The following is a 22057-nucleotide window of genomic DNA, read 5'->3' on the forward strand; positions in this document are numbered from 1 at the left end:
GAAGGGGTGGAACCACTTCTTGGGGGCGAAGCCCCAAACCCCCTACATTGCAGAACTTTGTGTTCGCAATACTAGTGTCGGGTTAAAGCCTTCTGAATCATTATTTTGAATTAGGTTGGTATTGCCTTGGGATGGGGGTTGGCTTTAATCAGGATGTAACTGCCTTTGATCATCGTTCTCCCATGCGTTCACCTGCTACAGGCAACAGGGGCGATCGCGACCGAATGAGGAGCCTGAGCAACCAGCGTCACTGCTCCATCGGCACCCGTCACCCAACCCTGCGCTTCAATGGGAAGGGGAGAGGGGGGAATAGCTTCTGAGCGGGATGAGGGGCGATCGCTCGTTTCGGTAGGGTCATCCACGCTAACAAATGAGGTCAAGACATCGCCGCTGCCCAACAACTCATTCGGATTGGGGGGCAAACCGCCGCGACCTGTGATCACAAACTCGCTTGTGCCTGAGGCATTGGAACCTTGATCAGAGCAGTTCTGAGCAATCTGTTGAGTGACATCAGCAATATCCGTGGGCAAATCCGCTAACCCGCGACTGGGATCAACATCGGGAGTGGCGATCGCTACCGTTCCCTGAATCCCCCGTTCTGAACTGGCGGTGATGTCGCTCAAAGGCGTAATGAAGGGTCTGGGAGCAATGCCAAACAAGCCTTGTGTGGTCACGTCTACTCTGCCACCGTTGCCCTGAAAGGCGTTTGCGGTAATGTCGCTGTTTTCCGTTGGAATCGCCACAATAAAATCGGCATCAACAGCAATGTTGCCGCCATCTCCACCCGCACCCGTTGTTCCGGCATTGGTGGAGATACTGCTGCGATCGCGCAATACCAGTTGATCCAGACCGGACAAGAAAATGCTGCCACCATCCACTGTTTGAGTGTCGGCAACTAACCGTCCTCCATTGGCGAGGCGTACCGATGCTGCCTGGATTCGGATATCCCCTGCGGCACCACTTCCTAAACTGTTGACCTCGACCCTGGCTTGCCCCTCAACCTCTAACTGATTCGTGCTGATGCGAATAGTACCGCCTTGCCCTGTAGAGTTGCGAATAGTATTGGCAAATAAACCACTGGCTGCCCCTTGATTGCTGACGGCATCTCGAAATCGTCGGACTCGTGTTGCGTAATTGGGGTCAGTGCCCCTGAGCGAGAGATGACGAGCATTGAGTGTCATATTGCCTGCCCGTCCCTGATTAAGGGCTGTGGTAATGATTTGCCCACCCTCCGAAAGAACAAGGGTATTGGCATTGATCACCACATCACCCCCCTGGAAGCGACTCAAGGTTTCGGCGTTGATGATGGCTCCTCTAGAAATTTGGAGCGCATCCGTGGTGACGGCAATACTGCCTCCCCGTCCTCCAGCATCGCGTTCAGTGGTGGTGAAAAAGCCGCTGGATACTCCATTCTGGCGACTGCTGGCATCCAACAGGACTGTCTCTCGCGCTGTGACGACGACATTTCCGGCATTGCCCTGACCTGCTGTGTTTGCCAGTAACTGAGCCCCATTCGTAAGGGAGAGCGTCCCCGTCGTGAGGCGAATCGTGCCACCCCGACCATTCCCCGTTGGCTCGACATCACTCAAGATGTCGCTGTTATCAAGTGAGATGCGATCGCCCACCGAAATCAGCACGCTGCCTGCATCCCCCTGACCGCTGGTATCTGCCTGTAATTGAGAATTGTTGCTCAGGGAGAGCCTGTCTGTGGTGAGGCGAATCGTGCCGCCACGACCGTTTCCAGTGCGTTCAACATCACTAAAGATAAAGCTGTTGTTCAACGCGATGCGATCGCTCGCTGAAATCAACACATTCCCCGCATTGCCCTGTCCGCTGGTGTCTGCCAACAGTTGGGCATTGTTGCTGAGGGACAGAGTATCCGTGGTGAGGCGAATCGTGCCACCGCGACCCGTTCCAGGTCGATTGACTCGGCTGAAAATATTACTGTGGTTGAGTGAGATGCGATCGCGAGCTTGCACAATCACATCCCCGGCGTTCCCCTGTCCAAACGTACCTGCCGACAATCCCGCCCGATTTGTTAAAGACAGAATGGGGGTCACCAGACGAATCGTACCACCTTGCCCCTGCCCTGTTTCCTCGACGTTGCTGATGATAAAGGCGTTGCTCTCTAACGAAATGTGGTCGTCTGCCTCAACCAGGAGATTGCCTGCACTGCCCTGCCCGTAAGTTCTGGCGGTTAATCTAGCCCCGTTCGTCAGGGAGAGCGCATCGGTTATCAGGCGAATCGTGCCTCCGCGTCCATTGCCCGTCGGATTCACATCACTCAAAATCGAGGCATTGTTCAGGGAAATGCGATCGCGAACGTCGAGGATCATATCCCCTGCATTGCCCTGCCCAGAGGTTTCAGCCGTCATGCGAGCACCATTCGTCAGGGAGAGGGTATTGGTCGAGAGGCGAATGATGCCGCCCTGTCCGCGCCCCGTTCCTTCAACACTACTCAAAATGCCGCTGCGAAATTGCCCATTGCGACTAGCCCCATCCAGGGTGATGCGATCGCCCGCCTCGACGATGACACTTCCGGCATTGCCCTGCCCAAAGGTGCTGGCAATCAAGCGTGCCCCATTGGTGATAGAGAGCACATTGGTTGAAAGGTTGATCGTGCCTCCTCGCCCGTTGGCTCGTTCGCCTACCGTGCTAAACACCCCACTCAAAAATTGCCCACCCGAAGCCGTACCATCCAATATGATGCGATCGCGGGCTTCGACAAAAACATCCCCCGCACTTCCCTGTCCAAAGGTTCGGGCACTGAGTTGTGCCCCATTGGTGAGGGAAAGCACGTTTGTCGAGAGGTTAATCGTGCCGCCCTGCCCGTTACCTGCATCCTCAATACTGCTAAAAATTCCGGTGGGAAATCGTCCATTCGCACTGGCACCGTCTAATAAGATGCGATCGCTTGCCTCGACGATGACATCCCCCGCCTCTCCTCGCCCAAAGGTACTGGCAACCAACTGAGCCCCGTTTGTGAGAGAGAGCGTGTTGGTCAAGAGATTGATGGTGCCACCCTGCCCATTGGCGTTTTGTTCAAGGCTGCTAAAAATGCCAGTGAGAAACCGCCCCCCCGGACTGGAGCCATCGAGTGTGATGCGATCGCGGGCTGTGACAAAGACATCGCCTGCGTTGCCCTGTCCAAAGGTACTGGCAACCAATTCTGCCCCGTTTGTCAGCGATAGCGTGTTGGTCGAAAGGCGAATTGTCCCTCCACTTCCATTGCCCGCCCGATCAACACTACTAAAAATGCCGCTGACAAATCGCTCATCCGCACTGATTCCATCCATTGAGGCGCGATCGCCCACCTCGATGGTGACGTTGCCTGCATTCCCCTGTCCAAAGGTGCTGGCACTGATTTGTGCTCCACTCATCAGGTCAAGTGTGTTGGTCGAGAGGCGCATCGTTCCCCCTTGCCCGATGCCGCCTTCCCCGACGCTGCTAAAAATGTCGCCGCCATTCAGCGTGACGCGATCGCGGGCTTCCACCACAACCCCTCCGGCATTGCCCCGTCCAAAGGTGCTGGAACTCAACTCAGACCCCTCTCCCAAAACTAGAGAACCCGTGCTGATCACAAGTCTTCCACCATTACCGATGGAATTGGTGTTCACATCGTTCTCTAAACGACTATTGCCTTCAACTCGAATCTCATTGGTTGCATTGACAATCAGATCTCCCGCTTGACTCCCTGGAAGTCCAAAATTCACTTCTATTCCGGCTCGAATTCGACTATCGGTAACACGAATATTTCGCCCTGTAATCTCAACATCACCACTTGTATCTAACGTGACATCAACCACTAAATCAGATAACGAAATGTCTGCCCGTTCAATATTCGTTGGAAAACTCAAACTGTAGTCGTTGTTTAATAAAACACGTCCTGCACTCGCTAAACCGCCAATTGCAACTCGTCCTCCCCACGCATTGAGACGTCCACCATTGATGTTGACATCTCCCCCTAACAGCATCAGGGTTTCACCACTAGGAACTCGCAGTCGGGCAGCGTTGCTCTCAAGGTTGCCTGTCAGCTGATTAAACAAAAACGCAGATGGATCGATGTTAAGTAGAGCCGGATCGGTTGGATTGGATGCACTAAAAAAACCGCGATCGCCAAATTGAATCGCATTGGCTGTCGTCGCAACAAACGAACCCCCCACATTGAGACTGGCATTTGCACCCAAAATAATGCCATTGGGGTTGAGCAAATACACACTGGCAGTGCTGTTAATCTGACCATTGATAGAGGAAGGCGTTCCACCTGTAACCCGCGAGAAAATATTACGAACATCAGGAGCACTTTGAAAGGTGACGCGCTCTCCCGTATTCAAATTAAATTGACCAAAACTGTGAAATAAATTGGCTCCAGACACTCGCCCATCGGCTTGCGGAATCAGGTAGTTGGGGCCAGCGAGAACACGCGGATTTGGGCTGATGGTGTCATCAACAGAGATGCTTTGGGCGGTAGCAGGAGGAAGGGCGATCGCTCCACTCATCAAAACTCCCACTGCAAGGCTGCATTGCCAGTTGCACTGCCAACCGTTACGACTCCCCATAGCTCTCAACACCCAGATGACGATGTGAACCAATGTACTACAGAAGGTTGAGAACCGTATTGCAATGGGTCATTCCTCGAAATGCCATCAAGTTTAGTGCATCATCGTCAAGAGCTTTTCATGGTTCGCTCATTTCCTTCAAATAGGTAGCCCTCATTAACGTCAATTCGGGTTAAACACCTGGCGAATCAATTCGCGGCTATGGGATCGAAGTCCGCGCGGGCGGACTACAGAAAATCAAGGTTCGCCGAACCGACGCAGGTCGGTTTTGCTCTTGTAGCGGCAGTTTTAACCGCCAAGATCCTTATCCCGAACTCAGGTTAATTAAACGGAGAATGTGCCAGGCATAGCCGTAACGCATCAAATCCTTCAACAGCATGGGTTACGCTCCCGCCAACCCATCCTACAAAAAGCTCTGTTTATGGACGATCATCCACTTAACAGGTGTTGAAGCATACCTTTAATCGTTCCAGAAATAAATGTTATGTAGGAACCAGCTAATTGACTCTGTTTGAAGTAAAACTACTCTAAAGCGTTCAATCATTCACTATCGCTGCTATGAACAAGAAGTATTTCCTCCGCTACGGATTGTTTTGGATTGTCGGATTCTTGAGCGTCTTGTTGTTGAGTTATCCCCTGTTACCGTTACCCTTTTCACTTCCGGCGATCGCCCAAACCCGCCCAACCCCAGTTACTTTAACTGGACGCACCCCCTCAGCCCAATCCTTTCAAGCCTTTGGATTAACCTCTACACTGACCCCACTCATCCCCGGAGAGTTGAGGCGATCGAATCAGCCTAATGGTGGTTCTAGAGGGGTGATTGGTCTGACTGACGATCGCGTACCGATGACGAGCTTTGATTATCCCTGGTCAGCGATCGGTCGGATTGAATATCTTAGCGGGGATGAGTTTAGCATCTGCACAGGCAGCTTAGTGGCTCCCGATATTGTCTTAACCAATGCCCATTGCATTATTGACATGGAAACGCATCAACCGAAAGCAGGCACTAAATTTGCACCCAATCTCATCGACGGTTTGGTGCAGGATGAGGAAGACCTTGCAAACGTCGTTGATCTGATTCGGGGCACTGATTTTCGCAATGACAATCAAATGCCCCACCCCGATGATTGGGCGTTTTTGAGGCTGGATAGACCTCTGGGTGAGCGATACGGCACGCTTGCATGGCAGCCCCTACCTGTATCTACATTAGTTCGGGAATATGGGAGCCGTTTAACCCTGGTCGGTTATTCCGGTGACTTTCCACCCGATGACCCCGCCTCGACCGCAGGGGCGCATGTGGGATGCAGTATTTTGGGCGAAGTCGAAGACAACCTGATTCATGATTGTGATATGTTTGGCGGTTCCTCAGGTGGACCTATTTTGGCAGAGGTGGATGGTGAATTTCGGATTGTCGCTCTCAATGCCGCTGAACTCTACGAGGAAGGTGAATTGGATAGCGGTGAACGCATTCGACAGGGGATTGTGAATTATGGGGTCAAGATTTCTCGGATTACAAACTTGATTCAGCAATATGTGACTCGTTAAGGCCGATGAGCACGGGGTGAAAAGGCCACTTTCGTCTCACCGTCACGATAAACTGGGGAAGTTTAGTAGGTTATTGCCGCTAAAAATCGAGTTATCTTGGCTTAGGGTTTAGGACGCAAAATATGGTGACGTTTTTGTTGGAAGTGGGAACCGAAGAATTACCTGCCAGTTTTGTAGCCGATGCACTGGAACAGTGGCGATCGCGCATTCCTGCCAGCTTAAAAGAGCAGTTCCTCACCCCAGAAACCATCGACTACTACGGCACGCCCCGTCGCCTCGCTGTATTGCTACATGGCTTACCGACCCAACAACCCGATCGCGAAGAGGAAGTCAAGGGACCCTCGGCTCAAGCCGCTTTTAAGGATGGTAAACCCACCAAAGCCGCTGAAGGATTTGCGCGATCGCGCAACGTCTCCATTGATGATTTCGAGATTCGCAGCACCGACAAAGGCGACTTTGTCTTTGTCAATCAAAAGATTCCCGGTCGTCCCACCGCTGATATCCTCACCGAGTTAATCCCCGACTGGATTTTCGGCTTAGAAGGCAAGCGGTTTATGCGATGGGGCGATGGGGATCTGCGGTTTCCCCGTCCGATTCGTTGGCTCGTGACCTTGTTGGATGATGCGGTTCTGCCGATTCGACTCGAAAATGGCTCTGAAGTTTGTGTGAGCGATCGCCTCTCTCAGGGACACCGCGTGTTGCATCCTGAAGCGATCGCCATTACGAATGCAGCGGATTATCTCACCCAGTTAGAAGCTGCCTCGATTCAGGTCGATCCCGATCGTCGCAAAGCAGCCATCCAGCAGCAAACCGTCGCAGCAGCAACGTCAGTAGGAGGGGTTGCCCTGATCGATTCCGACCTACTGGAGGAGGTGGTTGATCTGGTGGAATATCCCACGGCGGTTGTGGGCAAGTTTGACCCCGAATTTTTGGAGTTGCCACCAGAGGTGATCATCTCGGAGATGAAAGATCACCAGCGATACTTCCCAGTCCTCAAAGCCGAAGGCTCAACGGAGTTATTGCCCTATTTCATCACCATCTCGAATGGTGATCCGACGAAGTCAGACATTATCGCGGCGGGTAACGAACGGGTGATTCGGGCACGCCTCTCGGATGGCAAATTCTTCTTTGATGCCGATCGCAAAATTCCCCTGGAGGGCTACTTACCGAAACTGGAAACCGTCACCTTCCAGGAAAAACTCGGTTCCGTGCGGGCTAAGGTCGATCGGATTGTCCGCATTGCCGGACAAATTTCCGACCAACTAAAGCTCAACGATAGCTCCATTCAACGGGCGGCTCTGTTGTGCAAGGCAGATTTAGTGACTCAGATGGTGGGCGAGTTTCCCGAATTGCAGGGCGTGATGGGTCAAAAATATGCCCTCACCAGTGGCGAAGGCAAAGCCGTTGCAGATGCAATTTTTGAACACTACCTGCCTCGTGGCGCAGGCGACCAACTGCCGCAAACCTTGCCGGGACAAGTGGTTGGCATTGCCGATCGCCTCGATACCTTAGTGGGCATTTTTAGCCTGGGCATGATTCCTTCGGGTTCCTCTGACCCCTTCGCACTACGTCGTGCGGCAAATGCGATCGTTAACATTATTTGGTCAGCCAATTTAACTCTCAACTTAGAACAACAGTTGGATCAAGTGATCGCCGATGTCATCGCTACCTTTGGCGAAAACGAACACACGCCTCGCCTGCAACCCCAATTGCACGAGTTCTTCCTGCAACGCATTCGCACCTTATTGCAGGACGATCGCCAGATTGATTACGACCTGGTAAATGCCGTGCTGGGTGAAAACGACCCCGACTACACCGAACGCGCCTTAAAAGATTTGCTGGATGTGCGCGATCGCGCCCTCTTCCTGCAATCCATCCGACAAAATGGTGCTCTGGATGCGATCTACGAGACGGTTAACCGTTCTACTCGATTGGCAGGTCAAGGCGATCTCGACAAAGTGCAACTTGACCCCAAGTCGCTCATTCAACCCAAGTTATTCCAGAGTCCCTCCGAACAAGCCTTTTATGATGCGCTGGTGAAACTGGTGCCCCAAACGCAGGAAGCTCAAGCCAACCGCGACTATCAAAAACTGGTGGATGGCTTAACGGCGATCGCTCCCGTAGTCAGCAACTTCTTCGATGGACCCGAAAGCGTGTTGGTGATGGATGAGAACCCTGACATTCGCCGCAATCGCCTCAACCTGTTGGGTGTCCTGCGAAACCATGCGCGTGTCCTGGCAGACTTTGGGGCGATCGTCAAAGGAGCCTAATTCCTGGCAATTTGCATCCCCTAGAATAGAACCAGGCATTTAAAGAGGTGCTCATGAGCCAACCAGCTACTGAACGGGTTTACTGGACGATCGCCGATCTGGATCTGTTGCCAGACAATGGCACCCGCTACGAAATCATTGATGGTGAGTTGTTTATGACGAGAGCACCTCATTGGAAACATCAGAAGGTGGCTGACAATATTTGTGCTGCGCTCAACCGTTGGTCTGATGAGACGAAATTGGGAGAAGCGACGACTACACCAGGCATCATTTTTTCTGAGGCTGATAATGTCATTCCCGATGTGGTATGGGCAAGTTATGAACGATTAGCCGTATTGCTAGATGAAGCAGGGCATCTTACCGAAGCACCTGAGCTAATTGTAGAAGTCATGTCTCCCGGAGCAGACAATGAGCGACGCGACAGCGAAGTAAAGCTGAAACTTTATGCCTCTCAAGGAGTGCAGGAATATTGGATTGTGAATCGTCGCTTGCAACAGATTCAGGTCTATCGTCGGCAGCAGGCTACGCTAAAACTGGTTACGACCCTAATGCTAACTGACGATATTACGTCTCCCTTATTACCTGGATTCGGGTGTAGCGTAGCTTCCTTCTTTCGTTCAGAATTACCTGCTTCGTGACGGGGTTTAGACAATGGTTGTAACATCCCATCGAGCCGATCGCGTTTTACTTCACAGCATTAGCTGGGAGCAATTTGAGCGGTTGTTGGAGGATTTGGGCGACCATCGTGCTGCTCGAATTGCCTATGACAACGGCACCTTAGAAATCATGACCCCTCTGCTTGAACATCAGTACTTTAAAGAGGTAATTAGTGATTCAATCCAAGATGTTGCTGAAGAGTTAGAGATAGATTACGAAAGCTACGGTTCAACAACCTGGCGCAAGCGCATCAAAATGGCAGGAGTTGAACCTGACAATTGCTTCTACTTTCAAAATGAGCCGATTGTTCGTGGCAGATTAGATCTCGATTTGAGTCAGGGCGACCCACCCCCTGATCTCGCATTAGAAATCGACATCACCAGCAAATCGCTCGATCGCTTTCCCATTTATGCTCGGCTAGAAGTGCCAGAACTGTGGTGCTACGACGAAGGCGAGTTGAAAATTTATCACCTCCAGGACGGCAAATACGTCGAAGCTGAAATTAGTCTGGCGTTACCTCAACTTCCCATTCGGGAATTGCCGCAGTTGATTGAAACCCATCGCACCGCAGGACGACGAGCGATTCGACGAGCCGTGCGAGAGTGGGCAAGACGTAACGTAAAGGGATGAGCGATCGCCAGCCTCCTCAACAGTTGGTATAAGTAAGGTAGATTTTTGTAGTTGGATCAAAAGTAAACCAAGATTTCATATATAACTCTAGTAAGGATTGTTTCAAGAGAGAGTTTTGTGGCTAAGCAACGCCCTCCCAAGGCTAACCAACTCAGCACTGCATCGTCGCCTCAAGAGCAGTTTCAGGCGAAACTCAAGTCCTTGCTTCAACAAAAGAAATATCGTCAGGCATTAGATGAGCTAAACAAAGCAAAGCGATCGCAACCTGACCTGACCTTTACCCCTTCAGAAGCCGAAATTTGGTTATTGAGCGGTAAACAAGAAGCTCAAAAGGGTGATTTTAAGCAAGCCATTACATCGCTGCGGCAATCGCTAGAGTTGGGGTTAACGGGTGAACCTCATTACTGGTTAGCCAAATCGTTGCTGTCACTGAATCGCCTGGAGGAAGCGATCGCCCTAATTCGGACTGCGTTTGAAGACGGCAGTTTGCCCAAAGATTACAGCATTTGCTACGCCAAATTGTTGTTGCTGAAGGGAGATGTTGAAACGGTTGAGCAACTGCTGAAAAAGCAGTCAAAACGATTTCCAGCGGCGCAACAGCACTGGATACGGGGTGTGCTGGCACTCAAGGCACAGCAACCGGACGTTGCACTGGCATCATTCCAAAAGGTCAAGCAACCCATAACACCGGGCGATCGCCCTAAAATCTGGCAAATTTACACTCAGCAAGCCCTGCAACAGTGGGATGCAGCGGCAGTGCAATTAGGATTAAATGCGATCGCTAATCCGTTTGGGCGATTTATGCTCAATCCCGTTTATACCGAGCATCCCATCCTCCAGCGGTTAGCTCTGTTGCAGAAACTCAAAACGGGGCAACCATCTCTGGAGGAGATGCAATTTGCCACGAATAGTGGGCTTTCTTCAGAACAGATTGATGTGATTGCGCTGCTCGAATTGATTGAGGAGAACAATCCCCACGAAGCAGCTCACGTGTTGCTCAAGTTCGATCGCCGTTCTAACAAATTTCCAGAATTGTCAGCCCTCCGTCCAGCCCTTTTAACCCTGGCAGGACAGCAGGCATTGACTCAAGGTGAAATGAGTTGTGCTTCCGAATTTTGGCAGCTATCGTTACGCGAACAAGAGTTCACCCCACAACTGGCAGTCAACCTAATGAAAGTCCTGGATCTCAACCAGGAATACCAGGAACTCCAGCGGTTGATCACCCGCATGATCAAATGGCTAGAGCAGGACTATAAGCAGCACCCCCAAAATTGGACAGAGAAGCGTTATAAAGAAACGCTTATTTATGCCCACTGTCGTCTGGCAGATACCTGGATGGTCATGGGACGTGAACGCACCGCTATGGGCGAGTTACAAACTGCCGAGCGCATCGATCCGCGATCGCCAGAGGTGATTGGGCGACATGGGTTAGTGGCAGTGCTGGATGACAAATTGGAGGAAGCAACCCGTTTGCTGACCCAAGCCCTGGACGAGGGGTGCCGCTATCGTGAAGTGTATGTTGTTCTGGTGGATACCTGGAAAAAACTCGGTAACTCAGCCGCCGCCACCGAAATCCGCCGTCGCTTTGGCAAGCAGTTCGGAGATATTAATGCTGAAACCGAAGTTGAGCTGCCGCTTTGGGTAGATGCTTTTCTAACAGGCAATTATCCTTTCTTCAGCCGTCTCGTTGAAGAACGCAGGGGTCGCGATCCGGGAATTCGAGCCTGTCAGCTTTTTGTGGATGCTGTGCAGGGAGAGCCAACCTCTGGCGGTAAGGTGTCGATTGACCAGCAGCAAGCTGTCAACCAGTGGAGCCAGTTGCTCAATGAATTGTCACCCCAGGAGCAAGTTGTGGCATCGCAGGCGATCGCCCTCTGCCTCATCATGTTTACAAAACGCGAAAAAGGCATTGCTGCTCTGATTAACCAATACACCGTGAAGCTGTTTGAGTTGGGTGAGCAACAGCCCGAAGCCAGAGAAGCCCATCTCGTCATCCTGTCACTCAAAGAACGCGATCCCAAAAAGCTGCAAACACCTCTCCAGTCCTATTTGGCGACCCAACCCCAACCTGGAAATGCACTCGCTCAAATTCAGCTACAACTACGTCGCTACACTCAAAGCATTTCTCAGGATCAGATTCTCCACTCCTTTTTAGACGAAGCCCTGCAACGGGAACCCCAAAATCCGCTGTTGTTGTTAGCCAGAGCCACCACCTTCCCAACTGGCTCTGCAAATTACGAGAAGTTTCACCAGCAAGGCTTTGAGATCGCCCGTCGTGTGCAAGACGCAAAAGCATTACAAGCCTTTCGTGAAGAGGAGACTGTGATAAGTGCACGGATGGCACAAGAGTTTCTCCCTGATCCTGATGCGCTTGAGAATTTCGATCTGGGCGCTATGGATCGAATGCTGGAGAGCATGATCCGCAAAATGTTTGGCGGTAAAATTCCCCCCAACGAATTGAAGCGAGTCATGCCCCAACTCAAACAAATGATGATGAGCAGTATGCCCCCTGATTTTGGTGAGGATGACGAAGAGGATTTTGGCTTCCCCTTCGGCGGGTTTACGCCTCCTTCAAGCAAACCTCCCAGACGTAGACGTAGATAAACTCATCCCCTCCATCCCCCCATCCAGTCCAGACGCGACTAATCGCGTCTCTCCCACTCCCCCACTCTTCCACCCCTCCACCCATGACTTCCCCCTACGATCGCCTTGGCATCTCTCCCACCGCTACTCCGGATGAAGTGAAAGCGGCTTACCACGCTAAGCTAAAAGAGTTTCCTGCCCATCGCAATCCAGAAGAATTTAAGGCAATCCGAGCGGCCTATGACGAGATTCGGAAGGGAGGTACATCAGAAACAGATGATTTCTTTTTCCTGACTCGTCCTCTGGAAGCCACGGTTGACCCAACCGTTTTACAGCAATTGCGACAGCGGATCGTAGCCCAACTAGACGTGAGTTTAGATGAGCTAATTCGGGAAACGTTTTGAGCATACTCGGTTTGAGCATACTATCGCGGCAAGATTGTGGATGAGACATGATGGATCGGCAGGCGTTATTTGAAAAATTTCTAGACTTCCTTCAAACCAGCCCCACCCCACCTGATTATTTGGAAGCAGAACCCTCATCCATCGCCTCATTTGACCCCTATCAGATGGTGGCAGAGTGGATTGCCCTGCGCCATGAGGTCAAGCAACAGGGAAAGTTGTTGCAAGCCAGTCAAACCACCCTACAAAAAGCGGTTGAAACCCTACAGATAGAGCAAGAACGGCAGCAAGAGCTTCAGGATACTCACCAGGGAACCCCTCAGATTGAGCAGAAAGCTCTGTGGCGCGACTTACTAACCGTGGTAGACGCCCTGGATCAGGCATACACTCACTGGCAAACGCAACTTGATGAGCTGGTTGCAGCGGCACCCACGCCATCGTCTCCAAAACCCTGGTGGCAGAGATTTCAAGCTCAACCAGAGACAGATACCGACAACACTCTGCGCGATATATTGGTCAGCAACCAACAGGGAATCGACCTGATTCGGCGATCGCTTCTGGATGTTTTACGACAGCGGCAGGTGATTCCCATTGAAGCCCAGGGACAGCCCTTCAATCCTCAAATCATGTACGCTGTGGGCCGACAAGAAAGCTCAACCATTCCCGAAAACACCGTCATTCAAGAAGTCGTGCGCGGTTACAAGTGGGGCGACCAGGTCTTGCGAGAAGCACAGGTCATTGTGGCAGCAAAACTCAACCCTTAGGCTTCGACAGGCTCAGCCAAATCACGGCTCAAAACTCATCACTCATACTCAAAACTCATCACTCATACTCAAAACTCATCACTCAAAATCATGGGCAGAACAGTTGGCATTGACTTAGGAACAACCAATTCAGAAGTGGCGATCGTAGAAAACGGTCAGGCACGAGTTTTGCCAGGTGAGGATGGGGATTTGATCTTGCCCTCCTGCGTTGGCTTTAGCGATACGGGCAAACTCCTGGTGGGGCGCGATGCCTTGCGTCAATATGCAGCGGCTCCCGATCGCACGGTTCGCTCCATTAAACGGTGGATGGGCACTGACCATCAAACTACCCTGCAAGTTGGGGGAACCGAATCAAATGAAACCCGTGACTTTTTGCCCCACGAGATTTCAGCCATCATTTTACGTGCTCTTAAACAACGAGCCGAAGCCGCACTGGGAGAGGACGTAACCCAGGCGGTAATTACGGTTCCCGCTTACTTCACTGATGCCCAACGACAGGCAACTAAAACGGCTGGAGAAATTGCTGGGTTAGAGGTGTTGCAAATTATTAACGAGCCCACCGCCGCTGCTTTAGCCTATAACGTGCGATCGGAGGAAACGGAACGGGTATTGGTGTACGACCTGGGAGGCGGCACCTTTGATGTATCGGTGGTGGAGATCACCGGAGAGGTGACAGAGGTACTGGCAAGCCACGGCAACAACCAATTGGGGGGAGATGATTTCGATCGCCGCCTACAATTACATCTGGCAGAGCAGTTTCGGCAGATGCATGGAGTCGCCGTTCCCGACGATCCCGTTACTCAAGCCCGTCTGTTGCGGGCTGCCGAACACATTAAAATCACCCTCAGTGCTCACGCTTTTGCCCCAGTGCGAGAGGCGTTTTTGGGAAGCAAAGGCAAAACGGCATTGCACCTGGAAACCGAGATTGCTCGAACAGACTTTGAGAAGTTGATTCGTCCTTTATTAGATGAAACGTTGGAGGCGATCGATCGGGCTTTGAGGGATGCCAAGCTCAAACCGGACGATCTCGATCGCATTATCCTGGTGGGCGGTTCCACCCGAATTCCACTGGTGCAGCATATGGTGGAAGAACATTTGGGGCAGGCTCCAGTGGATGGTGTGCAACCCGACCTATGTGTGGCATTAGGAGCAGCTTTACAAGCTGGAGTGTTGATCGGTGAGGAGGTTGAGGCAATTTTAGTCGATGTCATTCCCCATTCCCTGGGCATTTCCGCTGCAATCACCACCCCAATGGGTATCATGCCAGGATTCTTTAGTGTCATTATTCCACGCAATAGCGTTGTCCCCGTCTCTCGTTCTGAAGTCTATTCCACGCTTAGCCCTAATCAAACAGTGGTAGAGATCGAAGTCTTTCAGGGAGAGAATGAAGTTGCCGAAGAAAACGTGCCGCTCGGTTCCTATCGAGTCGAAGGATTACCCCCTGGCCCCCCTGGTAGTATCCAGATTGAAGTCCATTTTGACTTTGATATGAATGGGATTCTCACCGTCACCACGACCGAAAAAGGTAAAGGACAACAGGGCACTCTGGTTGTGAACAATGCGGGAGTTCAACGCCTCTCCAGCCACGAACTGAAGCAAGCCAGAGCCGATTTAGAAGCTCTGTTTGACTTGCATGAGACAGGTACTACTGACACGGCTGATGCGATCGCAATGCCTCCTGAACTCGCTGCGTTGGTCGATCGCGCCCAAGAAGCGTTAGAAACTTTGGATGAGGAACAAGCCAACGAACTGCAAGAACTGCTAGATCAAATTGAGGAAGCACTGGTTGAAGGAGAAACCAGCACTGTCTCTACCCTCCAAGAAGAGCTCTCTGACTTCCTCTATTACGTCACCAATCCTCAATAGCACTTTCTATGAAATGTCCTGTTTGTCGAGCTACCTACCGAGCAACCAATGTTGGGGGTCAGAAGCCAGCAATCGGGGAAGAGAGCCCTTCTCCAGATTTCACCCCGACCCCTTTGAATTGTCGTCGCTGTGGCGTTGACCTTACCCCATTAATTCACCTGCACGATCAAGCCGTCTGGCATCACCGACAGGCCATTCAAGCCTTTCAAGCAGGCGACTACTCCGCTGCGATCGCCCAAAACAATCAAGCACTTGCCCTTCACGCCCATCAGGCTGACTTTCACGCCCTAGCCGGACAACTCTGGGCACTCCAGGGAGACTTTGCCCAGGCGATCGCAGCCTGGAAAATCGCCCACGATCTCAACCCCCAACACCTCACGACCACAACATATCTTCAGCACCTGGAAGCGATCGCTTCCAGTGCAAACCATCCCATTTAGGATCGCTATAACAATCTGAGGATTTGTAAAAAAAGGTATATAATTGAAAAACGAATGCAACCTAACTCAAGCTCCGATGACTTAAATCCGGGTGGTTGTAGAATTTCTATGCTGAAATTGTCATCATGGCAAGTGTTGAGATCCCTACAGTTTTGAAGCCAGAATTCTAGAGAACTCGCCCTAAAACTTTGTTCGATTGTTGCCAACTCTACATTAAGATGTATTAAGTTGGCACTATTGCTGTGGGCAAGACGGAGTCTTCAGGTCATGTGAGTGGCCGAGGGGTCATCCTTCTGACTGAAAGGGTGATGACTATTTCCGGTGCGGCTAGTTTCAGTGAGATCTTTGAGTGTAGAAGTCTATATTCAGGGAATTCACGAGTTGGCAACACCCCAACTCCGTTAGTAATACTTAAAGGTGGTCACCAGCGGTTTGTAGCACTTAACTTTAGAGAGCAGATATGAAAGACCTCACACGCTATCGAAATATCGGCATCTTCGCACACGTCGATGCGGGTAAAACAACCACAACTGAACGAATTCTCAAATTAACAGGCAAGATCCACAAGATTGGTGAGGTGCATGAAGGTGCTGCAACAACAGACTTCATGGAACAAGAGCAGGAACGTGGAATCACGATTCAGTCTGCTGCGACAAGCTGCTTCTGGAAAGACCACCAATTCAACATCATTGATACTCCGGGTCACGTAGACTTCACAATTGAGGTATATCGCTCTCTCAAGGTGCTTGACGGTGGCATCGGTGTTTTCTGCGGTTCAGGTGGGGTTGAACCTCAATCTGAAACCAACTGGCGGTATGCCAACGACTCCAAAGTAGCTCGGATTGTCTACATCAATAAGCTCGATCGCACCGGGGCTGATTTCTTCCGGGTTGTGAAGCAGATCAAGGATGTGCTGGCCGCGAAACCTCTCGTGATGGTACTCCCCATTGGGATTGAAGATAGCTTTACAGGAGTTGTTGATCTGCTAACCCGCAAAGCCTGGATCTGGGATGGTTCAGGTGACCCCATGAACTACGAGATCAAAGATGTTCCTGCCGACATGGTCGATCAGGTTGAAAAATACCGCGAGCAGTTGGTCGAAACAGCGGTTGAGCAAGACGATGAACTCATGGAGAAGTACCTGGAAGGGGAAGAACTCACCATTGAGGAAATCAAGCGTTGTATTCGCAAGGGCACAATCGACATGTCCTTCTTCCCTACCTACTGTGGCTCCTCCTTCAAGAATAAAGGGGTGCAGTTGGTGTTGGATGCGGTGGTTGATTACCTCCCTAACCCCACAGAAGTGAAGCCCCAGCCTGAGATGGACTTAGAGGGCAACGAAACGGGCGGTTTTGCTTATGTTGATCCTGAAAAGCCACTGCGAGCATTGGCATTCAAGATCATGGACGATCGCTACGGTGCATTAACCTTTACTCGCATCTATTCTGGAACCTTGAACAAGGGCGATACCATTCTCAACACGGCTACTGGCAAAACCGAGCGGGTTAGCCGTCTGGTTGAAATGCACGCTAACAACCGGGAAGAGATCGAATCAGCCCAAGCAGGTGACATTATTGCGATCGTGGGGATGAAGAACGTCCAAACTGGACACACCCTCTGCGATCCCAAGAACCCAGCGACGCTGGAACCCATGGTCTTCCCTGATCCTGTGATTTCGATCGCCATCAAACCTAAGACTAAGGGTGGTGATGAGAAGATGGGTCTGGCGTTGAGCAAGATGGTTCAAGAAGATCCATCCTTCCAGGTGATGACGGATGAAGAGAGCGGCGAAACCATCATTAAAGGGATGGGCGAACTGCACCTCGACATCAAGATCGATATCCTCAAGCGGACACATGGCGTGGAAGTCGAAGTGGGTAAACCCCAAGTGGCTTACCGCGAATCGATTACCAAGCACGTTGAAGATGTCTACACCCACAAGAAGCAGTCGGGTGGTTCGGGTCAATACGCTAAGATCGACTACATTGTTGAGCCAGGTGAACCGGGCACTGGATTCCAGTTTGAATCTAAAGTGGTCGGTGGTGCGGTTCCAAGAGAATACTGGCCAGCGGTCGAAAAAGGCTTGGAAACGAGCATTGTCCGTGGTGTGTTGGCTGGGTTCCCCTGTGTGGATTTGAAATTCACGTTGGTGGGCGGTGGCTTCCACCCCGTTGACTCGTCAGCGATGGCATTTGAAATCGCAGCTAAAGCGGCTTACCGTCAAAGTCTGCCAAAAGCAGGTCCTCAATTGCTAGAGCCGATCATGAATGTGGACGTGTTTACACCGGACGACTACATGGGAGACGTAATTGGTGATCTCAACCGTCGTCGCGGCATGATCAAGTCCCAGGAGAACGGTCCTATGGGTGCCCGCATCAAGGCAGATGTGCCTCTGAGTGAAATGTTTGGTTACATCAGTGACCTACGGACGATGACCTCTGGTCGGGGTCAGTTCTCGATGGAGTTCTCCCATTACTCACCTTGCCCCACCAACGTGGCAGAAGCAGTAATTAAGGAAACCAAAGAGCGTCAAGAAGCAGCCGCTAAATAGTCACCGCTTAATTTAAGAAGTCGGAGTTCTTGAAGAACTCCGACTTCTTTGCCTTCTCATTCCCAACACGTCATCTATGGAGTTAAATTCTCCACCTACAGAAATCATTCTGAGTCATCCCCGTTCGACATTAGGGCATTTGCGGTTGGATTGGAACCCTCAACCGGGTGCTCATTTGGAACTGGAGGGACAGACTTACATTGTGCTTGAGCGCAAACATCGATATTTATTGAAGTCAGGGCGTTATCAACTCCACCAAATTACGCTCTACGTTCAGCCGTCCCAGCTTCCCTCAGAAAAGCGGTTAGTCGATGGGCAGTGGATGATCGGCGACATTACCTGCCTATACAATGCCCGATCGGAGTTGCTGCGGTGTGCTGTGAATCCAGAGGGACCGTGCGATCGCTGCGTCCATTACCAATCTCTGCCACAGCCGTAAATCCTCTCTAGAGCAGAACCTGCCTGATACAATCGGGCGATCGCCACAAATCGCTAAGAATTGCTACAAATTCGATCAAACAGACAAGAGTTTTGATTATCCAATCTTCTGCAATTCTGAGATAATTTGCTCTATTCACTTGAATCAAGACAGTTATCATGACATTGCGCCAAAAACTGCACGATATCGTTAGCCAACGTCACCTACTCACCCACCCCTTCTATGTGGCGTGGACGGAAGGTCGGCTGACCCGTGAACAACTACAACACTATGCTGAACAGTACTTTCATCATGTGTTGGCATTTCCCACCTACATCAGCGCGATCCATTACAACACGCCGCATTTAGCGGTGCGTCAGGAGTTGCTGGAGAATCTAGTCAGCGAAGAGCGGGGCGAGAAAAATCACCCTGCTCTGTGGCGCAACTTTGCGATCGCCCTCGGAGCCTCTGCCGATGACCTGGAAACGACTCCTAAGTTGGAGTCTACTCAAGCGTTGATCGACACGTTTCGTCAAGTGTGCTTGCAATCTCCCTACTATGCAGGGTTAGCTGCGCTCCATGTCTACGAGTCTCAAATTCCAGACGTTGCCAAAGTTAAAATCGATGGCTTGCAACGTTTTTATGGCATGACCAATCCATCTGACTATGAGTTCTTCAGCGTGCATGAAGTGGCTGATGTCTATCATGCTGAATCAACGTTGCAACTGATTGAAGCGCATGCCACAACCGAGGCGCAACAGGCAGAAGTGGCTCAAGCCGCTGAAACCGCAGCCAATGCCCTGTGGGGATTTTTGGATGGAGTCTATGAAGCCTATTGTCAGGGGTTAGCGGCTCCTCAAGCGGCGTAAATAGATTGCGATAGGGGCGAAGCATTCAGTAGTTAAGCTGTTGATTCAACTATCAACCACTAGCCGAATGCTTCGCCCTTCAGTCTTTTTTCTCTTGAGTCCTTTATCCCTTATCCTTCATCCCTTATCCTTCATCCTTTATCCCTTATCCTTCATCCTTCATCCTTCATCCTTCATCCCTTATCCTTCATCCTTTATCCCTTATCCTTCATCCTTTATCCCTTATCCTTCATTCTTTATCCCTTATCCTTCATCCTTCTTTCTTCCCTCTTCCTGTTTGAGGTGGCGGTCAATTAGGGTAGGAATCGCGTCCGGAGAGATGCCACTATACCGAGTTTTGTCGGGCATGATGATATTGGGTCCAGCTTTGCAACGTTTCATGCAGCCCGTTCCTTTGATCGTGACCTGATCGGTGAGTTGGCGATCGCGCAGTTCCTTCTGTAACGCTTCGGTAATTGCCGTCCCACCCCGTCTGCAACAATCAGATTTTTGACAGACCAAGATTTTGGCTTTGGTGGCAGGAGTTTCAGCCAGTTCAGTCGTAGCGACAGGTTGATCTAGCCGAGCCGACATTAAACTCGTCGGCGACAGGGGCGTTCCGGGTGTAGTCGTTGTCACCTGATATGCCTTTAACTTAGGTTCACAGCGATCGCCCTTCTGATAACCCGATACTCTGATCCATTCGCCAGGAGTTAGCGATCGCCACAGGGTAGAGCGCAACTCTTTGTCAATTTTGATGGTGTATTCACCTGTCACAGTTGCCAACCGCAAATATTTAAGCTTGTAGCTCTCCTTGGCAGCAAAGCCTAAAAATCGTCCTTCTAACGTGAAATCGGTCACTGCCTCAAATTTGTGTTTGCTCATAATGACAACTAAACGGGGTGAATTACAGAACCTGATCAAGAATTGGAAGTTGAGTGAATGGTTGGAAGCTGAAGGATAGAGTGTTTGCAAATTGTTTGTGAACAAGGGAGTTGGAGGTTTGCTCCTGCATCCCGTTCATATTTCAGTTGGGATGGCTATAGAAGATGCTGTTAACCTGTGCTGAGGTGAGCCGCATTAAAGGCAGGTTTTAAGCTATGGCTGTAGCTACATTTGATGGGACGGAGATGATGGGGCGGAGGCAAGTCAGGAAGCTCCTCCAGAATCAATATTTGAGCCATTGCGGTTGTCCTAAGCTTTCTGACTGAAGCTATATTTCTAGCAAGTTCGGTTGATCGAATGAGTAGCGTAGCTAAACAACTTTATAAAAAATAACTTTGCAGGAAGTTAAACGCTTCTCAGGCTCTAGCGGCATCCATTGCTTTACCAACACCGATTTAACCAATCAATTAACTGTGAGCGTGAAGCATTGAGTTGAAAGGTAATGCTCCACAGTTGGGATGCTGCCAAGGGACTATTAATTTCTGCCCAGAGGCTACCATCTTGTAGACAAGTGCAGGGAATGCCGAGTTCTTGCAAACGGTAATAGACTTGCCAGCGATCGCATATAGGAATTTCAATCAACTGGGAAGAAAGGGAAGCAGAGAGAGTTCGATCCATAGATTCAGAGTGACCAGCCAATTAAATTAATCGTTGGTTGTGGGAAATCCGACACGAAGAGAAGAACAGGCGCACAGATCTGTAATCCCAGACTTCGATGGATTCCACTAGCCGAATCATGAACAGATCTGGGAAACAGGCTTCTTTATTGAGAACTATAGTCAACAAGTGCTATTTAAAAGATATTCCAGAACGGGGCTATTTGCAAACAATTCTCATTTAGAATTCACACTATCATCTTCAGATGAAGTTAGAGTCAGCAGTTGAACATTGAGAAACAGCACGAATTCTCCAACCGTTGACAGCGGGTAGTTCAACAGTGGGTCGCTGATATCGATGCCAAAAGAGTGCCAAAAATCTTCACAAAATGCCATCTCCCAATCAGCCCAGCAAACCTCAAACCAGTGCAAGTCTTCAACCAGGCGATCGCTAGCAATGACACGGGCAAACTGAATCCCGGAGTAGTGTTGCAAGTGAGTGTAGGCAAAGGTTGCAACAGCAGGAGTCACTCCCATGGGTTGACAAAACGCCTGAAACCATTGCTCCTGGGTCATCGCTGGACGCTGACTCAACGATTGGTTAACCAGTCGCCGTGCTACAAGGTCAGGACTCAGAATCCCGTAAGTCTGAACACTGTGAAAAAGATTCCTGAGCCTACGCCACATAGTTTAGAAGCCTCATAGCAGCCTCACTGGTGAGACTTCCCCAGTATGCCCATCCTGTTGATTGGATATGCTTTCAAAAATTTAAAATTTTTCGTACATCAGGGATTATCCAGCGATCGCCCGTGTCATGCGTCATGCTGACCATCCTGAATGGCTACAGCCATATACCTGCGTTGATACAACCGTCAATCACCTGAAGCAACGTGAATTGAATATATAGCAGTACTTACTAAGGTTAGAACGGGGTGCAGGGGTGGAACCCCTTTCAAAACTTATTTTTTGCTGTACTAGGCTATA

Annotated in this window: 17 protein-coding genes; 12 read left to right on the forward strand and 5 right to left on the reverse strand. The window is 50.6% G+C overall.

All coding sequences use genetic code 11. The annotated features are described in order from the left end of the window. Nucleotides 1–188: 188 nt before the first annotated feature. Nucleotides 189–4592 (reverse strand): two-partner secretion domain-containing protein, encoded by a 4404-nt coding sequence (locus tag H6G89_RS02530; protein WP_190503689.1) that lies wholly within the window; start codon nucleotides 4590–4592, stop codon nucleotides 189–191. A gap of 525 nt (nucleotides 4593–5117) precedes the next feature. Here H6G89_RS02530 and H6G89_RS02535 point away from each other — a divergent pair. From H6G89_RS02535 to H6G89_RS02590, 12 genes are all read left to right on the forward strand, one after another. Further along, nucleotides 5118–6104 carry a trypsin-like serine peptidase gene (locus H6G89_RS02535; RefSeq protein WP_190503690.1) on the forward strand — a complete coding sequence of 329 codons (987 nt, stop codon included), beginning with the start codon at nucleotides 5118–5120 and terminating at the stop codon, nucleotides 6102–6104. Nucleotides 6105–6226: 122 nt separating this feature from the next. After that, nucleotides 6227–8374, forward strand: coding sequence for a glycine--tRNA ligase subunit beta (glyS, locus tag H6G89_RS02540; RefSeq protein WP_190503691.1), 2148 nt, complete (start codon nucleotides 6227–6229; stop codon nucleotides 8372–8374). Between the two features lie 53 nt (nucleotides 8375–8427). Beyond that, complete coding sequence (locus tag H6G89_RS02545; RefSeq protein WP_190503692.1) at nucleotides 8428–9012, forward strand: Uma2 family endonuclease; 585 nt, start codon at nucleotides 8428–8430, stop codon at nucleotides 9010–9012. Between the two features lie 13 nt (nucleotides 9013–9025). Then, entirely contained in the window at nucleotides 9026–9661 is a 636-nt protein-coding gene (locus tag H6G89_RS02550) for a Uma2 family endonuclease (protein WP_190503693.1), read from the forward strand. Between the two features lie 117 nt (nucleotides 9662–9778). After that, nucleotides 9779–12265, forward strand: coding sequence for a tetratricopeptide repeat protein (locus tag H6G89_RS02555; protein ID WP_190503694.1), 2487 nt, complete (start codon nucleotides 9779–9781; stop codon nucleotides 12263–12265). A gap of 83 nt (nucleotides 12266–12348) precedes the next feature. Then, on the forward strand, nucleotides 12349–12648 hold the full coding sequence (locus H6G89_RS02560; protein ID WP_190503695.1) for a J domain-containing protein: 300 nt from the start codon (nucleotides 12349–12351) through the stop codon (nucleotides 12646–12648). Nucleotides 12649–12695: 47 nt separating this feature from the next. Continuing rightward, nucleotides 12696–13409, forward strand: coding sequence for a nucleotide exchange factor GrpE (locus H6G89_RS02565; protein ID WP_190503696.1), 714 nt, complete (start codon nucleotides 12696–12698; stop codon nucleotides 13407–13409). 90 nt (nucleotides 13410–13499) lie between these two features. Continuing rightward, complete coding sequence (locus tag H6G89_RS02570; RefSeq protein ID WP_190503697.1) at nucleotides 13500–15275, forward strand: Hsp70 family protein; 1776 nt, start codon at nucleotides 13500–13502, stop codon at nucleotides 15273–15275. Nucleotides 15276–15283: 8 nt separating this feature from the next. Further along, nucleotides 15284–15715: a hypothetical protein gene (locus H6G89_RS02575; RefSeq protein ID WP_190503698.1), complete on the forward strand. Its 432-nt coding sequence runs from the start codon at nucleotides 15284–15286 to the stop codon at nucleotides 15713–15715. A 460-nt stretch (nucleotides 15716–16175) separates the two neighbouring features. Beyond that, a complete protein-coding gene (fusA, locus tag H6G89_RS02580; RefSeq protein WP_190503699.1) occupies nucleotides 16176–18266 on the forward strand; it encodes an elongation factor G in 2091 nt (696 codons plus the stop codon). Nucleotides 18267–18342: 76 nt separating this feature from the next. Continuing rightward, on the forward strand, nucleotides 18343–18705 hold the full coding sequence (locus tag H6G89_RS02585; RefSeq protein ID WP_190503700.1) for a DUF6464 family protein: 363 nt from the start codon (nucleotides 18343–18345) through the stop codon (nucleotides 18703–18705). Between the two features lie 158 nt (nucleotides 18706–18863). Beyond that, nucleotides 18864–19553 (forward strand): CADD family putative folate metabolism protein, encoded by a 690-nt coding sequence (locus H6G89_RS02590; RefSeq protein ID WP_190503701.1) that lies wholly within the window; start codon nucleotides 18864–18866, stop codon nucleotides 19551–19553. Nucleotides 19554–19796: 243 nt separating this feature from the next. On the opposite strand, the gene H6G89_RS02595 is transcribed toward H6G89_RS02590, so the two are convergent. From H6G89_RS02595 to H6G89_RS02605, 4 genes are all read right to left on the reverse strand, one after another. After that, on the reverse strand, nucleotides 19797–20417 hold the full coding sequence (locus tag H6G89_RS02595) for a (2Fe-2S) ferredoxin domain-containing protein (RefSeq protein ID WP_190503702.1): 621 nt from the start codon (nucleotides 20415–20417) through the stop codon (nucleotides 19797–19799). Between the two features lie 170 nt (nucleotides 20418–20587). Beyond that, complete coding sequence (locus H6G89_RS35515) at nucleotides 20588–20716, reverse strand: hypothetical protein (RefSeq protein ID WP_255519339.1); 129 nt, start codon at nucleotides 20714–20716, stop codon at nucleotides 20588–20590. Nucleotides 20717–20858: 142 nt separating this feature from the next. Continuing rightward, nucleotides 20859–21095 (reverse strand): Asr1405/Asl0597 family protein, encoded by a 237-nt coding sequence (locus H6G89_RS02600; protein ID WP_190503703.1) that lies wholly within the window; start codon nucleotides 21093–21095, stop codon nucleotides 20859–20861. 215 nt (nucleotides 21096–21310) lie between these two features. Beyond that, on the reverse strand, nucleotides 21311–21760 hold the full coding sequence (locus tag H6G89_RS02605) for a hypothetical protein (protein WP_190503704.1): 450 nt from the start codon (nucleotides 21758–21760) through the stop codon (nucleotides 21311–21313). Between the last annotated feature and the right edge of the window lie 297 nt (nucleotides 21761–22057).

The organism is Oscillatoria sp. FACHB-1407 (assembly GCF_014697545.1).
Lineage (GTDB): Bacteria > Cyanobacteriota > Cyanobacteriia > Elainellales > Elainellaceae > FACHB-1407.

Bases quoted from the DNA above. Each gene is read 5' to 3' on its own strand.
- H6G89_RS02535 (WP_190503690.1), top strand. From the start codon at position 5,118: ATGAACAAGAAGTATTTCCTCCGCTACGGATTGTTTTGGATTGTCGGA.
- glyS (WP_190503691.1), top strand. From the start codon at position 6,227: ATGGTGACGTTTTTGTTGGAAGTGGGAACCGAAGAATTACCTGCCAGT.
- H6G89_RS02545 (WP_190503692.1), top strand. From the start codon at position 8,428: ATGAGCCAACCAGCTACTGAACGGGTTTACTGGACGATCGCCGATCTG.
- H6G89_RS02550 (WP_190503693.1), top strand. From the start codon at position 9,026: ATGGTTGTAACATCCCATCGAGCCGATCGCGTTTTACTTCACAGCATT.
- H6G89_RS02560 (WP_190503695.1), top strand. From the start codon at position 12,349: ATGACTTCCCCCTACGATCGCCTTGGCATCTCTCCCACCGCTACTCCG.
- H6G89_RS02565 (WP_190503696.1), top strand. From the start codon at position 12,696: ATGATGGATCGGCAGGCGTTATTTGAAAAATTTCTAGACTTCCTTCAA.
- H6G89_RS02570 (WP_190503697.1), top strand. From the start codon at position 13,500: ATGGGCAGAACAGTTGGCATTGACTTAGGAACAACCAATTCAGAAGTG.
- H6G89_RS02575 (WP_190503698.1), top strand. From the start codon at position 15,284: ATGAAATGTCCTGTTTGTCGAGCTACCTACCGAGCAACCAATGTTGGG.
- fusA (WP_190503699.1), top strand. From the start codon at position 16,176: ATGAAAGACCTCACACGCTATCGAAATATCGGCATCTTCGCACACGTC.
- H6G89_RS02585 (WP_190503700.1), top strand. From the start codon at position 18,343: ATGGAGTTAAATTCTCCACCTACAGAAATCATTCTGAGTCATCCCCGT.
- H6G89_RS02590 (WP_190503701.1), top strand. From the start codon at position 18,864: ATGACATTGCGCCAAAAACTGCACGATATCGTTAGCCAACGTCACCTA.
- H6G89_RS02595 (WP_190503702.1), bottom strand. From the start codon at position 20,417: ATGAGCAAACACAAATTTGAGGCAGTGACCGATTTCACGTTAGAAGGA.
- H6G89_RS35515 (WP_255519339.1), bottom strand. From the start codon at position 20,716: ATGGCTCAAATATTGATTCTGGAGGAGCTTCCTGACTTGCCTCCGCCC.
- H6G89_RS02600 (WP_190503703.1), bottom strand. From the start codon at position 21,095: ATGGATCGAACTCTCTCTGCTTCCCTTTCTTCCCAGTTGATTGAAATT.
- H6G89_RS02605 (WP_190503704.1), bottom strand. From the start codon at position 21,760: ATGTGGCGTAGGCTCAGGAATCTTTTTCACAGTGTTCAGACTTACGGG.